Below are 17,250 nucleotides of genomic sequence, written 5' to 3'. Positions count from 1 at the left end.
CGTTTTTCTGTCATTTATGCAGAAATTTCATCGTTCTGGCCTACGAGGTTTACTTCCATAACCCCTTTCTGTTCCAGAAGCTTCTGGCTTACTTTTCCATCCTGCCAGATTTTCACCTGTTTTTCAGACAGCTCATAGATATATTCCATGCTTTCCCTGCCCTGGTTTTTGACGCAGAGGCGCGCTTTTCCTTTGAGCGGCTCCTGAATCATGTTCTCCACCTCACCGGCCATATCCGACTGGCCGCGCACAATCAGCAGATACCTTGTATTGCTGCGCACACCGCCGATTGCCAGCATCAGAAGAAATATGATGACACTGCCAATCGAAGCAGTCACAAAATCGGAAATTCCGCAGCAGATTCCCACGGCAATGCACCAGAAGATATAGGCTGTATCCCTGGTATCTTTGATTGCGGTACGGAACCTGACAATCGATAATGCACCGACCATACCAAGCGACAATGCGATATTATTGCCGATTACACACATAACCATGGTCGTGACGATTGTCAGCATCCAGAGGGACACGTTAAACCGGGCATTGTAGACTGCCCCCGAATGGGAAAAACGGTATGACAAAAAGATAATAAATCCGATTACCAGCGCACTGAAAAAGTTAATCAGCAGTTCCTGTACCGACAGGCTCCCTGCATGGTTTGTTATGTAATATAAAAGATCTTCATTCATGAGATAGTTCCTCCTAATCCAAAATAACGTGATGCCGTATATTTGCTGCTGGCTGACTCCGTAAGTTCAAACGGAGAGAGCGCAGTTCTGATATAATCTAACAGGAAGTGATTATATTTTACTTCCAGTGTCGTTTTCCCCGGGTAGGTGACCGGATAAAACGGTATGTCTTTCCTGAACAGGTCATACCGGCCTTCCTGCGATGAAATTTGGCTGTCAAGCGTCAGCCTGATATCATTGGTAGGAATTGTAAATGCAAGGCGCCGGTACCGTATCAGGCATTTGGGCCTGTAAACTTCTTCCGTCATCATCGTATAGAATATTTTCGGAAGTTCTCCCTCATACTTCATCAGGCAGCGGTAATCTCCGCTGATCATGCATTCCGCGTCAGCTTTTGTAAGAAGCAGACTCTGTTTTCTCTGTTTCGCACCCTGTTTCCGTTTCCATTCCAGCTTTACAATATCGCCTTCCCCATAAACGCGGAGGCGGATTTTCTTTCTGAATTCCACTCCGTTTTCTTTCTCTCTGTAATCCCTGTTATACAGCGAATCAAAATAGAGTGAATTGACAATATACGGCTGTGCATTCCTGCAGTTCTGATCAAGAGGCATGACATAAGACAGCCTGGCGGCTATCTTTCCTGCCGTGACAGAAGAGACCGGATACTTTTTCTCCGTTCGCAGAACATCTAAGAATTCAGCCATGTCCCTGCACCTTCCTTCCCTTATATTTTTACTTAAGCTTCACCACTATAGCAAAGAAAAAAACAGTTGTAAAGTTCACACGAATCCCTCATTTTACCATAAATTCAGACTTTTAAAAAATTATGTATAAATTGGTATTTTTCCGCTGCTAATAACCTTCCATAATTTGGAAAACACGCCTTACCTGTTCTTCAATTTCCCCCTTCGCCCTTTCGTTTCCTCCATCCGGCCCCATCAGGGGAATTCCCGCCGCCATCCTGTCATCCATCCTTCCGTACTCAATTGTCAGAATCTCAGGAGTTTTATACTTGTCCAATATCATTTCCAATATCGTATACGTATCTTCACTCATAGCAACATGTGACATCAAATCATTCCGGCCGTTAATCCATCCGTTGATATGGATTTCATACAGCTGATCCATTGGGAGCCGATCCAGATATTCTTTGAAATCAATTCCCAAATACAGCGCGGAGCCATAGGCATGGCTGACATCCAGAAGGAATTCCGCTCCCGACTCTTCCGTCACTTCCCGAATAAAAGCAGGCTCAATGCAGCAGCCCGCTTTCTTACCGAAGATAAAAGGATTGCCATCCATATTTTCTATGGCCAGATGAGAAATCTCCGGAAACAGCTCCCGGATAAAACGAATATTCTCCACCGCAAGTTCTTTTATTCTTTCTCTCGTATATAACTCCTGTTTCATCCTGTTTCCCAAAGCCAGATGGCCCGACAATTCCGGAGTTTTTGTAATTCCTATAATCTGTGCCGCCAGTTCTTTATCAAACTCAGGCCTGAACCGGTCGGACGCCATGTTATAATCCTGCGGGCCAAACCCATGCAGGAGAACCGGAACCACTTCCTGTATCCTTTGTATCTCCTTTTTAAGTTCTGCCAGCCCAGCAGCCTTGTCGGCTCCCGGGGCCTTATAACAGTCATACTGGAATCCCAGGGCCGGTACTTTGACATAGTCAAGGGTAATTCTGCCTTCACGCAAAAGTTCTATCGTTTCTTTATAATAGTTACAGGCAATTTTCATATTTTCTTTCCTCCCGATATTAAGCCATATTTCCTGCCTGTATTTATCGGCTCCGAACTTTATTCTGAAATACATCGCCATAAAGTATATTTGCGCTTCCTATCCTTGTTCAGGTACAGATATTTGTATTGTACCGAATTATTCCGCAAAATGCAATAAAATATGAAGGTTTTATCTGTTTTTTCGTCGAAAAAAGATGTATAATGTTCAAATCATGAAGAACAGCATACTAAAAAGGTGGGAAGCTTTGGAACGAGAGAGATATAATTCTATCTATAAATACTACACTTGCCATATTTTATTTGGACATCTTGCACATGGAAGTTATCTGCCTACCATTGAGCAGATATGCGACATCTTCCATGTAGCGCCCGAGACGGTGCGCAGCGCCTTAATGAAACTGCAGAAAGACGGCCTTATCAGTGTTTCCGCCGGACGGCGCACCACTGTTACCTATGTCGCCTCCCCCGAAGAAAAATACCGTTCTGCCGAGAATTATTATCTTGCGCGCAAAGAGGACATAGAAAATATATACCACGTAACCGATCTGATTCTAATGCCGCTTTTTTACGAGGGGTGCAAACGGTTGAGCGATGATGAACTTTTGCGCCTTTCCATTGCAACCGGACAGGGTGCCTCCAATCTTGCCGCAATCTCAATGATTTGCTGCAATACCATGATACAGAAACTGAATAACCGGCTGGCAAAAGATCTCTTTTTTGACATTGTCGCTTTCTTCCAGTTTCCATATATCCCGTCGTTTGATAGAAGAGTGGAAGAATTTCAGCAGGACTACCGCTCACTGCTGTCCAGTTGTGAAACCTCAGACAGAGACGGCCTTTTCCGTGCGTTTTCTTATTTGCAGGATCTAACCCGGAAAGCGATTCTTGGCTTTATCGGCAAAGCCGCCATAAACCAGCCGGCGATACCTCAGATTTCCTTCCATTGGCAGACGAACCGCGACAGGCCGCAGTATTGTCATTCCCTCGCTTCATGTATCATCCAAAACATTATAGACGGTAGATACAGTAAGACGGACATGCTGCCATCTTATGAAAAGATGGCGGAGGAATTTTCCGTTTCCGTCAGTACGATCCGGCGGACCGTGGGGTTACTGCGTGATATGGGCGTCCTCAATTCCATTAACGGTGTAGGCAGCCAGATTCATTTCACCTCCCCCAACTGGAAAAAGCTTAAGCGGCCCGCTATTGAAAAGAATATCGTGAGAGCGATAGAAAGCGTTGAATTTTTCTCCATAACGTCTAAACCTGTTTTATCCCGGATACTGCCCTCTCTTACACCGCTTCAAAAGAATAAATTAAAAGGGATTCTGGAAAAGAGTCGGGGAAACCATCCTTTAGAATCATTTATCCGGGTTACAGAATACATAGCCGGCATTTATCCGTATCCGATACTGTTTGAAATATATAAGAAATTATCCGAATTTTTACTTTTTGTCTACCCGCTTCTATTAAGCCTTACGGGGACAGAAAGCCGCAGGGATACAGCTTTTATCGGAGAAATAATGCTTGCTCTGGAACAGGACGATACAGGTTTATTCTGTCACGCTTTTTCTGTCCTGGCAGAAGCAGTGTGTGAAGACCTTCATGTATTGAAACAGTGTCTGATGAAGAGTGCAGGTGATACCGGCAGTTTCGATGGCCGTAACTAAATTTCAGCCATGTTAATAACAACAGTTATTAACATGGCTGTGCTCCCTTTGCATCTCCCTATTTCATGAAATCACATTATCCTGTATTTCCCAGGTAAGGCCTGCTGCCGGACGTGCATTATTCCGAAAGAAGTTCTCTGTATATCTCCAAATCCTTCTCTTTAAACACATTAAATATCACTCTCTCCAGTTTCTTATCGGCGCTCAGGAAATCCTTCACCGTGCCGACGGCAATTTCGGCCGCCCGCCTGTTTGGAAAACGGAATTCCCCGGTGGAAATACAGCAGAATGCAATACATTTGCAGCCGTTTTCCACAGCCAGATCAAGGCAGGAGCGATAACAGGAGGCCAATTGCCTGCAGTCTTCTTCCGTCACCCGGCCATAAATCACAGGGCCGACGGTATGAAGAATATATCTTGCAGGCAGATTAAAACCCGGGGTAATTTTAGCTCCCCCGGTTATCTCCTCATGTCCCTGCCTTTTCATAATATCGCTGCAAAACAGCCGCAGCTGAATTCCGCTTTTGGAATGGATAATATTGTCAATGCAGGAGTGAAGCGGATGGAAACACCCCAGCAGGGCGCTGTTGGCGGCGTTTACGATGGCATCCGCTTTCAATGTCGTTATGTCGCCCTGCCATAGGATAATTCTCGGATCTGCGTGAACGGCCGGAAGCAGGTTTGCATCGGTCAGTTCCTCCATATCCCGTTCCGCAGACAGATATTCATCTTGAACTTCCAAAAACTCCCGGCTGACCGCCCTTGGCGGACGGACATTCATCAGACTGCGCAGAAGATCTTTCTGCCCCTGTACATCCTCCGGTATTTTAATTTGCCGATACCGCATTTCCTCCGCCAGCAGTTCCCTGATCAGATACATTCTTTGTTCTTCGTGCCGCATCCCGTCCGCCTCCATTCCCATTCTCTGCCCTCAGCGCATCCTGTTTTCTCATATCTGCCAGAACCGCAGCGATATCTCCCCGTATACAAACAGAACGCCCCTCAATCTCCTCTGGCGCCCGGTTCTCATCCAGATTGATACAGGCATAGCGGGCATTCGGATTCTGATATGTCATCTGCCAAAACGGATATTTAATGATAACAGGAGTATTCATCCCGACACCCAGTTCCAGGAAAAGAAGCTTTCCCTTTCGATTCGCCGACAGAAAGCGTTTATATCTTCCAGCCGCCAGGTGCCACGCCTCATCCTCCACAAAATAGCCGTCACAGCGCAGGTTCACTTCCATCTCTCCGCCGCACACCGGACATTTCGGCACCAGATGCGCGGGAATGCGGCAGTTCTTCTGTTCCCTGACCATGGCCCGGACCTGGGCCTCATTGTCATACAGCTTATTGTGGCAGGCCTTCCGGCACTGAAACTTGCCGTAATCACCCTGAGTGGCAAAAATACGGTCCGCTTTAAACCCGGCCAGCCAGAACTGGTGATCCACGTTGGTGGTCAGCACAAAATAATTTTTCTTCTTCACCAACGCAAGCAAATCCAGGTATGCCCCGCCCGCCGGCTGATCGTACCGGTTGCAGAATATATGCCTGCTCCAATAGGCCCATTTTTCTTCCTGGGTGGCAAAGGGATAGAACCCGGCGGAGTACATATCTTTCATCTGATACCGCTCAATAAAGTCGCTGAAATAGTTTCTGAACCTCTCACCCGAATAGGACAGCCCCGCTGCCGTGGACAGCCCGGAGCCAGCGCCAATGACAACGGCATCCGCGTCATCAATCCACCTTAACAGTTCCTTCTCTTTCATCTCACACCCGCCTTTTTACAACCGCCTCAAAGGGGCAGATTTCATAACAGTTTCCACAGTGCAGGCAGTGCTCCTGCAAAATCACGCAGGGGGACGCCTCCGTATCAATACATTTCTGAGGACATTTGGAATAACAGAGCCGGCAGCCGCGGCACCGTTCCGTGATCAAATAACCTCCCGCGGCTCCCGTAACTTCCTCCTTGGCCGTCTTTCCCAGTAAAAAGGTGTCTCTCGTAATCGGTTTCGTGGACAAATCGAAGAATTCTCCCCGGCCTTCATAGAGCTGAAACACTTCCAGGGCCGTTCTGCTGCCCTCATCCGGATAAATTTCAGCCATGTAGGGGTTTTCTTCAAAGACCTGCGAAAGCAGTCTGCTGCCGGTATTCCTCACCTTTCCCCGCACGGAAACGGCCTTCTTTTCCATCGAGCCAGCTCCGCCCGTCATTCCGCTGACCGAAACATATCCCGTATCCATCAGCTGACGGTAAAACTCCTTCCCCTTAGCCGTAATGAAATATAGACTGTCCCGATCCGCAAGCATAATGTCAATTACCCTCGTTACAGGAAGTCCCTCCCCGTCGGCCGTGGCAAATACGGCAGAGTGGATTTCATCCTTCAGGATTCTGAGATAGTCCTCTGTTTTCATTGGCAATCACCCCCTGTTAAAATTCATACGGCGGATTTCCTGAAAAATCTGCAATGACACCATGGGGATCTTCCAGGTAAAATACTTCAAAAATCGGATTTGATGCTGTTTCATACTGTCCCTTCACAATCGGGTTTGCCATGCATGCTTCTTTGATTGCCATATTATTCTCAAACACCGCCCGGCCGTGCAGCCTGAGCCATGCAAAACTGGAATCGGAAACGCTGATTTCAATTTCAGGGTTTGCCTGCATATCTTTGTATACATCCTTCTGATTGTTGGTACAGAACCATAACTTACCCTCTTTTTCAAAACAGAACATAAACGGACGGCACTTGGCCTTTCCATCTCTTCCAACGGTTGCCAGATACTGAACCGGGTTTGCCTGCAAAAATTCTACTGTCTTACTCATAATCTGTTACTTCCTTTCCTTCCCTCAAAACTGCTTTTACATCACAGTTGTTCTAAATCTTTCAAACAACGAAAAGAACGCTTCGCGGACTTTTCATTGCCACTCAATAAAAGCGGCCGCTTCTTATGATTCCATAATAAAGCAGCCGGCTTCATTTGCAAAGAACGCACTTTAAAGTGGGATAGGTACCCAAAAGTAAGACAGTTACCGCGGGGTTTCATAGTATCCAAAAGATACCTGTAAAAGAACACCCTGTTCTCATTCCTGTTTCTCCCTGTCCTGATAGAGATACAGCCATGGCGCGTCTACCGGCAGGTTTCCGAAGTCTTCCCTGCCGTACTCCTCCATCATCCGGCCGCGCCCCACCCGAATCAGGCGGTCGGCGAGAGCCAGTGAATCGGCCAGGTTGACCGCCAGTATTACCACGCCGATCCCCTTATCCAGGAAACGTTCGAGAAGTTCCCAGACGTGGATTCGGATGGCGACCTCCGCTCTCTTAAACGGCTGGACGCAGAAAACCACCTTCGGGTTCTGGACCAGGATTCTCATATATATCAAATCGTATTTCTGCTTGTGGGACAATTCCTCGACCCTCAGGTCAAAGACCTCCTCCCCCAGCAGCCCGGCATATTCCTGCCTCAGGCTCTTCTTGATCTTATTTCTGAGCCAGACGTCGTGAAACCGGTGATCCAGGGTAAAGCAGAGATTATCCAGGTAACTCAAGTTGGGAAACAGCATCGTCTGCACCGGGACCTCCTGTATCACGGCGATCCGGCGATCCGGTTTCTGTTTAAACTTCTCATTGCCAATCCACAATTCTCCCCGTTCCGCCCTTTTTTCCCCGGACAGCACGGCCAGGAGATCCGGCAGAATCCGGTTGTCCAGATCCTGTAATACCAGGCATTCCCCCGGCGCCACGGCAAAACTTAAGGCCTTTACCTCGCCATAACAGAGATTTTCCGCCCGAAAGGCCGGCTCCTCGGTATCGGAATGAACCGTTTTTTTTGAAATCTGTTCGCTGACGCGCCTGTCAAACCCTTTCGTCCAACGGTACATATACGTATCCGGAATATGCTCCGAGAACATGAAATACTTAATAATCTGGCCGTTCTGCATCACGGCCGTGCGGTCGCAGATCTGCTTTACTTCCTCATAATGAGGAGCGACGTAGAGAAACGACATCCCCTGATCCGCGTAGTGACGGATAATCCGGTGGAGCTTCTGAAGCTCCACGTCACTGATAAAGGAGCTGATATCGTCCAGGACCACAAGATAATTCCCCGCCACAACTGCTTTTAGAAGCTCCACCACAAAACGCTTAAATGGGGACAGCTCCTCAATATAGGCATCTGCGTCAATATCGATATCAATATCTTCCAGGAACGGCTGAAGCTGCTGTTTCAAAATCTTCGGCTGCATCAGGCGTTTTCTAAAGCCTGGACGCAGCACAAAAATGTTATCTGCCACCGTGAGTCCCTCGGCCAGACAGCTCTTGTTCTGAATCACGCTTAACCGGTTTGTCCCCGAGTCGGAAAAGCGCCAGTGGTTTACCAGTTTTTCGTGATAATAAACATATCCGTAGTGAAGCGGAAGATTATGCCTGAGAAGCTTGATGAGCGCAGAAATCCCATGGCGGTTCACGGGCATGAGTCCAAGAATCTCACCCGCCCGGATCGACATGCTGAAATTTTCCAACTGGGTCACGCCGTTTTCCCGGTATGTCACCCGCTCCATTCTCAATGTTTCTTCCCTCATTATTTCAATGCCTCTTTGTTCTTGATTTCCCTGTCACTCGTGATGGCAGGAAGTGATATCTCCACATCCGTCCCCACCCCGGGCATAGAAAATACGTGGAGTCCGTATTCCTCGCCAAACAGCAGATGGATCCTGTTATTTACATTGACAAGGGCAATTCCTCCCTTGGTCTCCGTATTCTGTAACGCAAATGCCCGGCCGCTCTTCTCAAGACGCTCGTTCATCCTGGCCAGGGACGCCTCGTCCATCCCGACCCCATCGTCGGAAATCCGGATCAGCAGACGTTTTCCGCTGCGTTCCAGATGAATGGTCAGATGGCCGCTCCCGATTTTGCACTCCGTCCCATGGATAATACTGTTTTCCAGAATCGGCTGCATCGTGAGCTTCGGCAGACGGCAGCAGTAAATCTCCTCCCGATCGTCGGGATCGCACTCCACCGACAGGCTCAGGCGCGTGCCGAACCGATACTGCTGGATCCTGAAATACGTCTCACAGTTCTGAAGCTCCTCCTCCACGGACACCAGGTTTTCCACCTTGCTGATGGTATAGCGGAAAAATGTGGCGAGCGCTTCCGTCATCTCCGCCACACTGTCCAGCCCGGCGATGAGCGCCTCACTCCGGATGCTCTCCAGCGTATTGTAAAGGAAATGGGGATTAATCTGGTTTTGCAGAGCCAGGTACTGGGCCTGTCTCTTATTCAGCTTTAAAAGCTCCGATGAATCCATCATATCCGTCATGCGCTCCAGCAGGCGGTATCCGGCCGGTGTAGGCGCGACATCGTACAAATCGCCTATCTCCATCGTCGTATACCCATCCGTAAAAAGACGCATCGTCTTCTCAAACCTCAGATACGGTTTGACCACATAGTAAAAAGACGCGCCAATCAGACAGAAGAACACGGCCAGCGCCAGAAAGAACGGCCACAAAGGCGCCTCCTCAAAAATAATCATTTTCAGACACATGATCAGCAGAAAGAGGATCAGCAGCGCTCCCGATACGGCCAGCGCCGATACTCTGTACGACAGAAATTTTGTCTTCTTTCTATCCATTAAAGTATTCTCCTTCCCTTCCTGTCACCAAAGAATCCGTTTATCATATCTTCATTTCAGTCACTCAGCCGTACAGTTTCCTGTATTCCGCGGGATTCAGCCCTGCAACCTTGTGGAAGGTATGGGTAAAATGTTTCCTGTCACTGTATCCGACCCTCTCACAAATCTCCGCCACCGGCATATTTGTCTCCCGCAGAAGCCGCTTCGCCTCGTCCATCCTGACCCTGGTCAGGTATTTGGCAAAACCCTCCCCTGTTTCCTTTTTAAACAGGACGCTGAAATAGCTGACGCTGAACCCGGCCGCCTCACAGACATCCTCCAGCGTGATCGGCTCATGAAAATGCTGCATCACGTACTGCTTGGCAATCCTGACGGGCCGTCCCGCCTCGCTTTTCCGAAGCTCCCCTGTTTCTGTAATCAGTACTTGCTGTATCTCTTCCAGCTGTTTAAACAGTTCCTCTCCCCTGCAGCACTGGCGGCACCGGTATTCAAAATCCTGTTTGATTCCCTCCACATTACTGACGGCGCAGCGCGCCACAAAGAGGTGTCCGGCTGAGAGCACCAGTTCAAAGAGCTCCCGGCCGCAGATTTTATGGGTTTCTATGGCGGACTGCCATAATGTTTTACAGGCGGACGAGGCCTCCTCCACACTGAAGACCTCAATTGCATGCTCCGTTGCCTTCACATACTTATCCAGAAGATTCTGCTTTTCAATTCCCGAGCCGTCCGGAATTCCCTCTAAAAGGCGGCCGGGACCTTCCACAAGACGCTCCATTAATGCGCCTCCCGCATCCTCCAAAGAATCTGCCAGTCTGCCGCAGTCGTCCACCGCAGTACCCAGGGAAAGGGAAAATTCCACTTCCCCATACAGATTTTTCTTCGCATCCAGAAGGTTCAGGCACTCCCTCAGGCTCCGTCTGACTTCCGCTCTTTTTTCCAAATCATAATTCAATATCCCATATCCCGTATAATCCTGGAAATACAGATGGTATTCCGGACAGATGCCGGAGAGGCCGTTTTCAAATATCTCGCGCGCCTTTTCCTGCAGTATCTCGTATGGGGAACCTCCCATTTTCCTGACATCACAGTCGATTTTCAGCATGAAAACCTGATAGGTATTGCCCTGCGTCTGAAAATGGTAGGTATCGCGCAGCGTTTCTTCCGTCAGATGAGGCGGGTTCGGCGAGAGCAGATCCTTCACCAGGCTGCTCCGGAGGCGCCTCAAATCCTTCTGGCTGTTCTGATGATGTTTTGCCGCCCCCTCCTCCCTCTGAAAACGCGCCTCACACCGTTCTCCCATCTTCCGCAGGGTTTCCATCAGCTCATCCTTTTTAATCGGTTTCAAAAGATAGTTGCCGACACCGTACTGGATCGCGCTCTGCGCATACTCAAAATGGGCATATCCGCTGATAATCACGACTTCCAGCTGCGGCCTGAGCTCCTTTGCACGCCTGATCAGCTCCAGGCCGTCGCACCCGGGCATTCTGATATCCGTGATCAGGATATCCGGCTCCAGAGATTCCACCAGCTCCAGGGCCTCCAATCCGTTTTCGGCAGTTCCCGCCACTTCCATTCCCAGCGCATCCCAGTCGGCCAGGGCCTGCACAAGGCGGCAGATCAGCTTTTCATCATCCGCTATAATCACTCTTATCATACTGCGCCCTCCCCCATATCAATTATAAAACAGCGAGAACTTCCGCCTCCGCCGGGATGCTCGGAATCCCGCCCGTCTTCTGGGTGGAAAGACTGGCCGCGGCCGATGCAAATCCCGCGATTGCCGCCAGTTCCTCTACTTCAAGACAGTCTGGTTCCTTCCCCATCTTTAAGAGACGCGAAACGGCGCTGCCGCCGAAGATATCTCCCGCTCCCGTCGTGTCGATCGGTTTTACGGCCGGGCATACCGCCGATGCTCCGCCGTTCTTATTCGCCAGATAAGCTCCCTTCGGTCCCAGCGTTATCATCGCAAGCTTAACCCCATATTCATCCAGCAGTTTGGCCGCCGCTTCCTTCTCATCGGTAATCCCCCACAGGAATTCCACTTCCTCATCGCTGATCTTGACGACGTCCGCATTCGAAAGCCCCCACAGGATCTGCTCTCTCGCTTCTTCCATGGAACTCCACAGCGGAGGACGCAGGTTTGGATCAAAGGTGATAAGCTTTCCCTTTTCCTTTGCATAGGCCACCGCCTTCTGCGTCGTCGTGCGGACCGGCTCGTCCGTCAGGCTCAAAGTTCCGAAATGGAAGACCTTTGCCTCGTCAATCAGCGCCAGATTAAGTTCTTCAAAGAGAAGCCTGGTATCGGCTCCCGGCTTTCTGGCAAAGCTGAAGGAACGGTCCCCATCCGGGCTGAAGGTGACAAAGGCAAGGGTGGTAAATACCGTACCGTCCGTCACAATGCCCCTTGTCTCGATTCCCGCATCGGCCATGGTCTTCCGAAGAAGTGTTCCGAAGGCATCATCACCGACCTTTCCCAGAAATGCGGTTTTTGCCCCGTAGGCGCTCAGCGCCGCCAGAAAATTCCCCGGCGCCCCGCCCGGGTTGGCCTTCATCGTCGGGTATCCCGCCCCATCCGTTGAAAGCGCCGCAAAATCGATTAATAATTCTCCAATTGCCGTTACATCATACATGATTCTCACCCCGTCTGCCTTTTCTCATTATCCATCAAAGCCCTGCATTCTTCTTCCAGCTCCGCTATCTGGCCACGCCCGTCGGCGATGCAGAAGCGGATCTCATTACAGTGTTTCTCAAAAGGCGCCAGCATCCCTGTCTGTCCGGCCCTTCCGTCAAAGCCGCAGTTCGTCGGTTCCATGGCCATCGCATAGTCTCCCGAAGCGCTGCTCTTCCACTGGGTCATATACGGAATCTGCTTCACATTCCACCTGATGCAGAGCGCCAGTTCCAGACCGTCGTTTACAAACGCCCCGAAGGTATTTCCATCCTGATCCGACGCCAGCGTATGCTGGAACACCTGCTCTGGCTCCCCGTCCACGGCCCGGCCTATCGTAAGCCGGTCCGCCATCCCCCGTGCCGCCGCTTCATCCCGTGGAACGCAGGAAGCTTCCGGTAGAATCAGACGGCTGCCCGGCGCCAGAAGGGGATATCCGGCGTTGCAGTGGTATAGGAAACAAAGGGGTTCCGGTTTAAAACCCTGGTTTTCTATTTCATCTCGAAACAGGATCTCCTTAGAACCGTACACCGTCTCCACCGTTCTGCGAAGTACCATGTTCTCGCCGAATATCCTTGCCTGACGCATCTCTCCCGTCACGCGCACCGTGTACCTGTCCCCGTCGAAAAAGGCATCCATCCCGACCTTTTCGGCCGGTGTCGTCCTCATTCTGCCATGGGTCGGATATTCCGTTCCGTCTATCATCCTGCACCCGTGGACATGGTCGAGGCCGCAGGTGAACATGGCCCCGCCCATGATGGAGCGCACCGCCTCCTCCCCGGCCGTGTCGTAGGAATTCCTCCCCTGCAGGCCCGGTTTGCTAAGGAAGCTTAAGTTGATTCCACGGTAGCGGATCCAGGCGGGATCCAGGCATTTATCAAGCATCAGCGGAAATTCCAGGGCTCCGTTTTGGACCAGGGCGCACCTGAGTCCGGAAGCCCGTCCGTCCTCATAGGTCACCCGCCTCACGCCGGCTGCCTGCTCCATGCTGCCGCAGTAACGAAGGAGCTCTTCTTTTCCCCCGTCCATCACTCTGCCGCCGGATACTCGTTGCAGAGCAGGCGGTATGGAGCCTCATCCTCCTCAATCTTCGGGAAACGTCCCATCTTCTCGTAAAAGCGGTTATCGGTATTGTCGTCGTTGCACTGGCTCACCTCGCCCAGAAGCACGGCGCCGGTTCCTTTTTCCACCTCAAAATCATGATACATATAAGGATAGATCGTGATACTCTCCCCCGGCGTCAGGCGCACCTGGGTTCCCGCCGGTACGACAATCTCCCTGCCGTCGATATGGACATGGACGTCATTTACCTTATCTAAATCCTCTTCCGGGGTGGAGTTGTAAACACGGATCAGGACATTGCCGCCTCCGCGGTTAATAATGTCCTCCATCTTGGACCAGTGGAAATGCATCGGGGAGTACTGTCCATCCTTGATATACAGAAGCTTTTCCGCATAAGATTTTGTGTATTTATCGCGCATCTTCAGATTGCCGTTTCTGATTGTAATCAGGGAAAATCCAGTCTTATCAAAATTTCCAAGGCCGTAATCCGTGATGTCCCAGCCCAGCATATTGTCGCGGATCTCGTCGTAGTCATGCCCCTTCTCCCGCCATTCCTCCGGTGTGAAATTACAGAAGGGGGGAACCGCAAAACGGTACTCCTTCACCATCGCTTCCATCTCTTTTAAGGCCGCATTGATCTCGCTTCGTTTCATACAAAAACCTCCTTAATCTCTCTTTTCATCATATCATGGCTGTTATTACAATTCAACAAAAACGCCGAGCCTCCGGTTCGGCGTTTTTGCCTGTCCACTCTCCGTCCCCTTAGGGGGAATCCGGGAAATGACAGTTATAAAACGGTTATATCATTATTTTTTAAGTACGGAAACGCCTGTATCTTTTACAACTCCGCCAAGGGAATTGCCTTCCAGAGCCTGTACGCATGCCTCAACACCCATGGAACCCATTACGTCTGGATTCTGAGCCATTGTGCAGAGTAAGTATCCGTCGTCGATTAAGCCGAGGATTGCATCCGATTTATCGAAACCTACGCCGATAATGCCATCTTTGCCTGCTGCCTTAATTGCGTTTCCTGCGCCTGTTGTGGAACCTTCGTTACAGCCGAAGATGCCGACTACGCCCTGAGTGATGTAGTTCTCTGCGATACTCTGGGATTTGGCTGCATCGCCCTCGCCGTACTGTGTTTCGAGAATTGTATAGTCTGTTCCCTCAAATGCGGAGCGGAATCCCTCTTCACGCATCACACAGGAATCGGTTGCCGCGTTTACGTTGATAACGCCGATGGAACCGGTTGTTACGCCTGCATCTTTGAGGGTTTTTAACATTTCTTCCCCGGCTGTCTTTCCTGCCGCTTTGTTGTCGGTTGAGAAGGTTGCTTCTGCCTCTACGTTGGCCGGTGAGTCAACATAGACAATTTTTACGCCTGCCGATGCCGCTTCTTTCAGTGCGGAAGAGATGGCGTCCGGGCCGTTTGCCGCTACCATGATTGCATTGTAGCCGCCTGCCACTGCATTATTGACACACTCGATCTGCTGTGCATCGTCTTTTGTGTTCGGGGACATAAATGTTACGGACACGCCCAGTTCTGCTGCCTTTTTCTGTGCGCCTTCATTTAATGTTACCCAGTGCTGGTCGATAGAGTCCATGGTAATAAGGGCAATTTTCCATTCTTTGCTGGCTTTTGCCGGAGCTGCTGCCGCCGCGCCTGCCGCTGCACCTGCTGTTAATACGGAAACGCCTGTATCCGTCACTTTTCCGCCCAGGCTCTCACCGCCGATTGCCGCTACTGCTGCCTTTACGCCCTCTGAACCCATTACATCGGGATTCTGAGCCATTGTACAGAGTAAGTATCCGTCGTCGATTAAGCCGAGGATTGCATCCGATTTGTCAAAACCAACGCCGATGATTCCGTCTTTGCCGGAAGCTTTGATGGCATTGCCCGCGCCTGTTGTGGAACCTTCGTTACAGCCGAAGATGCCGACTACGCCCTGAGTGATGTAGTTCTCTGCGATACTCTGGGATTTGGCTGCATCGCCCTCGCCGTACTGTGTTTCAAGAATTGTATAATCTGTTCCTTCAAATGCGGAGCGGAATCCCTCTTCACGCATCACACAGGAATCGGTTGCCGCATTTACATTGATAACGCCGATGGAACCGGTTGTTACGCCTGCTGCCTTAAGAGCCTTTAACATCTCGTCGCCGGCCGTCTTTCCTGCCGCCTTGTTGTCGGTTGAGAAGGTTGCTTCCGCCTCTACGTTGGCCGGTGAATCAACATAGACAATTTTTACGCCTGCCGATGCCGCTTCTTTCAGTGCGGAAGAGATGGCGTCCGGGCCGTTGGCCGCTACGATAATTGCTTTCGCACCGGCTGATACCGCGTTGTTTACACACTCGATCTGCTGTGCGTCGTCTTTTGTATTCGGAGCCATGAACTGAACGGTTACGCCCAGTGCCTTTGCTTCCTTCTGAGCTCCCTCATTCAGGGTTACCCAGTGCTGGTCGATAGAATCCATTGTGATAAGGGCAATCAGGTCTCCTGAGCCCTCCGCAGCCTTCTCCGTTACGGCGCTGCCTGTTTCCGCCGTCTGTGAAGTTTCCTTTTTGCCGCAGCCTGCAAGCGCTGTGACAACCATACAGGATGCACAGAAAAGAGCGGCGAGCTTCTTCATTTTCTTCATGTAACTTCCTCCTTTTTTCGCAGTCCGCCGCGTTGATCCGACCGATCAGCCGCGGGCCGCATTCTCTTTTTCATTCTATAATTAGCGCTGCTTCACAGCGTCTAATTTCAGGTTACTCCGGCAAAGCTAGTTGGCGCGTTTTTTCTTAAACAGTCCTTTTCTGAATACGACATCCAGAAGTACGGCAAATACTACGATGATACCGATTACGAGACGCTGGATACCTACCTGTACGCCGATCATGTTAAGACCGTTTTCCAGTGTCTGCCATACGGAGGCTCCTGCCAGTGTCCCGAGAAGGATGCCGGTGCCGCCGAGCGGTGAGATACCTCCGATAACGCCTGCCGCAACCGCATACATCTCATACATGTTGCCTGCCTCCATGTTACCCATGTTGGCCTGGCCGCAGAGGATTAAACCTACTACGAAGGAACAGAATGCACTGACGATGTATGTCTTTGTGATCGTCCCCACTACGCTGACGCCGGAGAGCTTCGCAGCCTCCACATTGGAACCTACCGCGTAGATGTGGCGTCCCGTTCTCGTCTTGGAGAGCAGGAAGAAAAATACGAGGAACAGGGCTATTGCAATCCAGAATGTATTATACACACCCGCGGTCTTTCCATAGTAGAAGAAGTTCTGGAATTTATCTGCGGCTTCCTTGCCGATACCGGAGCTGATAGCATCCGTATTCCTGTTTCCGTTCACCATGTATGCCACGCCTCTGGCCACAAACATGGTTCCCAGTGTCGCGATAAATGGAGGAAGCTGGAACTTTCCTACCAGAATACCGTTAATCACGCCGATTACGAGACAGCATGCCAGGGTAATCAAAATCGCCACCGCCGGCGTCACCCCATGGGTCATAAGCGTTGCTGAAATCATTGCGCTCATGCCTACCACGGAACCGATGGAAAGGTCGATGTTTCCGGTAATCAATATGTAGCTCTGGCCAATACCGATAATCAGGTATTTGGACATGGAACGAAGAAGATTCATTACGTTCTGGCCTGAAAATACGGTCGGATTGATGATTCCAAATGCGATATAAATTACTATCAGTCCGGCAAACGCTGTCAGCGCCCCCCGCATTCCACGGACATTAAGAATTCTCTTAATCGGATTTTGTTTTGTCTGGTTCATTTTTTCTCC

Annotated in this window: 16 protein-coding genes and 1 pseudogene; 1 reads left to right on the top strand and 16 read right to left on the bottom strand. The window is 50.2% G+C overall.

Translation table 11 applies throughout. The features are described 5' to 3' along the window. Nucleotides 1-14: 14 nt before the first annotated feature. The 3 genes from V3C10_08205 to V3C10_08195 form a co-directional block, all read right to left on the bottom strand. Nucleotides 15-689, bottom strand: a complete 675-nt coding sequence (locus V3C10_08205; GenBank protein WVP63768.1) for a DUF4956 domain-containing protein — start codon at nucleotides 687-689, stop codon at nucleotides 15-17. After that, nucleotides 686-1,393: a polyphosphate polymerase domain-containing protein gene (locus V3C10_08200; protein ID WVP63767.1), complete on the bottom strand. Its 708-nt coding sequence runs from the start codon at nucleotides 1,391-1,393 to the stop codon at nucleotides 686-688. Before V3C10_08200 ends, V3C10_08205 begins: the two co-directional genes overlap by 4 nt. Nucleotides 1,394-1,541: 148 nt before the next feature. Next, the gene (locus tag V3C10_08195; protein WVP63766.1) at nucleotides 1,542-2,432 is read right to left on the bottom strand and encodes a DUF692 family multinuclear iron-containing protein; all 891 of its coding nucleotides are present in this window, start codon (nucleotides 2,430-2,432) and stop codon (nucleotides 1,542-1,544) included. A gap of 247 nt (nucleotides 2,433-2,679) precedes the next feature. Between V3C10_08195 and V3C10_08190 the strand changes: the two genes are divergently transcribed. Further along, nucleotides 2,680-4,104 carry a GntR family transcriptional regulator gene (locus V3C10_08190; GenBank protein ID WVP63765.1) on the top strand — a complete coding sequence of 475 codons (1,425 nt, stop codon included), beginning with the start codon at nucleotides 2,680-2,682 and terminating at the stop codon, nucleotides 4,102-4,104. 118 nt (nucleotides 4,105-4,222) lie between these two features. Here V3C10_08190 and V3C10_08185 read toward each other — a convergent pair whose 3' ends face one another. The 13 genes and pseudogenes from V3C10_08185 to V3C10_08125 form a co-directional block, all read right to left on the bottom strand. Beyond that, entirely contained in the window at nucleotides 4,223-5,005 is a 783-nt protein-coding gene (locus V3C10_08185; GenBank protein ID WVP63764.1) for a protein-ADP-ribose hydrolase, read from the bottom strand. Next, a complete protein-coding gene (locus tag V3C10_08180) occupies nucleotides 4,932-5,873 on the bottom strand; it encodes a Sir2 silent information regulator family NAD-dependent deacetylase (GenBank protein WVP63763.1) in 942 nt (313 codons plus the stop codon). The genes V3C10_08185 and V3C10_08180 overlap by 74 nt, the downstream gene beginning before the upstream one ends. A 1-nt stretch (nucleotide 5,874) precedes the next feature. Continuing rightward, nucleotides 5,875-6,519, bottom strand: coding sequence for a 4Fe-4S binding protein (locus V3C10_08175; GenBank protein ID WVP63762.1), 645 nt, complete (start codon nucleotides 6,517-6,519; stop codon nucleotides 5,875-5,877). Between the two features lie 16 nt (nucleotides 6,520-6,535). Further along, nucleotides 6,536-6,931 carry a pyridoxamine 5'-phosphate oxidase family protein gene (locus V3C10_08170; protein WVP63761.1) on the bottom strand — a complete coding sequence of 132 codons (396 nt, stop codon included), beginning with the start codon at nucleotides 6,929-6,931 and terminating at the stop codon, nucleotides 6,536-6,538. Nucleotides 6,932-7,189: 258 nt separating this feature from the next. Further along, nucleotides 7,190-8,686 (bottom strand): ATP-binding cassette domain-containing protein, encoded by a 1,497-nt coding sequence (locus V3C10_08165; protein ID WVP63760.1) that lies wholly within the window; start codon nucleotides 8,684-8,686, stop codon nucleotides 7,190-7,192. Next, entirely contained in the window at nucleotides 8,686-9,735 is a 1,050-nt protein-coding gene (locus V3C10_08160; protein ID WVP63759.1) for a sensor histidine kinase, read from the bottom strand. Before V3C10_08160 ends, V3C10_08165 begins: the two co-directional genes overlap by 1 nt. 64 nt (nucleotides 9,736-9,799) lie before the next feature. Further along, on the bottom strand, nucleotides 9,800-11,389 hold the full coding sequence (locus tag V3C10_08155; protein ID WVP63758.1) for a response regulator: 1,590 nt from the start codon (nucleotides 11,387-11,389) through the stop codon (nucleotides 9,800-9,802). 22 nt (nucleotides 11,390-11,411) lie between these two features. After that, nucleotides 11,412-12,362, bottom strand: coding sequence for a carbohydrate kinase (locus V3C10_08150; GenBank protein ID WVP63757.1), 951 nt, complete (start codon nucleotides 12,360-12,362; stop codon nucleotides 11,412-11,414). 5 nt (nucleotides 12,363-12,367) lie between these two features. Beyond that, entirely contained in the window at nucleotides 12,368-13,429 is a 1,062-nt protein-coding gene (locus V3C10_08145) for an aldose 1-epimerase family protein (GenBank protein WVP63756.1), read from the bottom strand. Beyond that, nucleotides 13,429-14,115 (bottom strand): D-lyxose/D-mannose family sugar isomerase, encoded by a 687-nt coding sequence (locus tag V3C10_08140; protein ID WVP63755.1) that lies wholly within the window; start codon nucleotides 14,113-14,115, stop codon nucleotides 13,429-13,431. The genes V3C10_08145 and V3C10_08140 overlap by 1 nt, the downstream gene beginning before the upstream one ends. A gap of 153 nt (nucleotides 14,116-14,268) precedes the next feature. Beyond that, nucleotides 14,269-15,171 (bottom strand): substrate-binding domain-containing protein, encoded by a 903-nt coding sequence (locus tag V3C10_08135; protein WVP64597.1) that lies wholly within the window; start codon nucleotides 15,169-15,171, stop codon nucleotides 14,269-14,271. Then, nucleotides 15,145-15,951 (bottom strand): annotated as a pseudogene (locus V3C10_08130) (substrate-binding domain-containing protein). The gene V3C10_08135 and the pseudogene V3C10_08130 overlap by 27 nt, the downstream one beginning before the upstream one ends. A 273-nt stretch (nucleotides 15,952-16,224) precedes the next feature. Continuing rightward, on the bottom strand, nucleotides 16,225-17,241 hold the full coding sequence (locus V3C10_08125) for an ABC transporter permease (protein ID WVP63754.1): 1,017 nt from the start codon (nucleotides 17,239-17,241) through the stop codon (nucleotides 16,225-16,227). Nucleotides 17,242-17,250 lie beyond the last annotated feature (9 nt).

The sequence above is a fragment of the [Clostridium] symbiosum genome, from assembly GCA_036419695.1.
In the GTDB taxonomy this organism is placed as follows: domain Bacteria; phylum Bacillota; class Clostridia; order Lachnospirales; family Lachnospiraceae; genus Otoolea; species Otoolea symbiosa_A.
The sequence above is the reverse complement of the archived record's forward strand: the minus strand, read 5'-3'. Positions and strand labels throughout refer to the sequence as shown.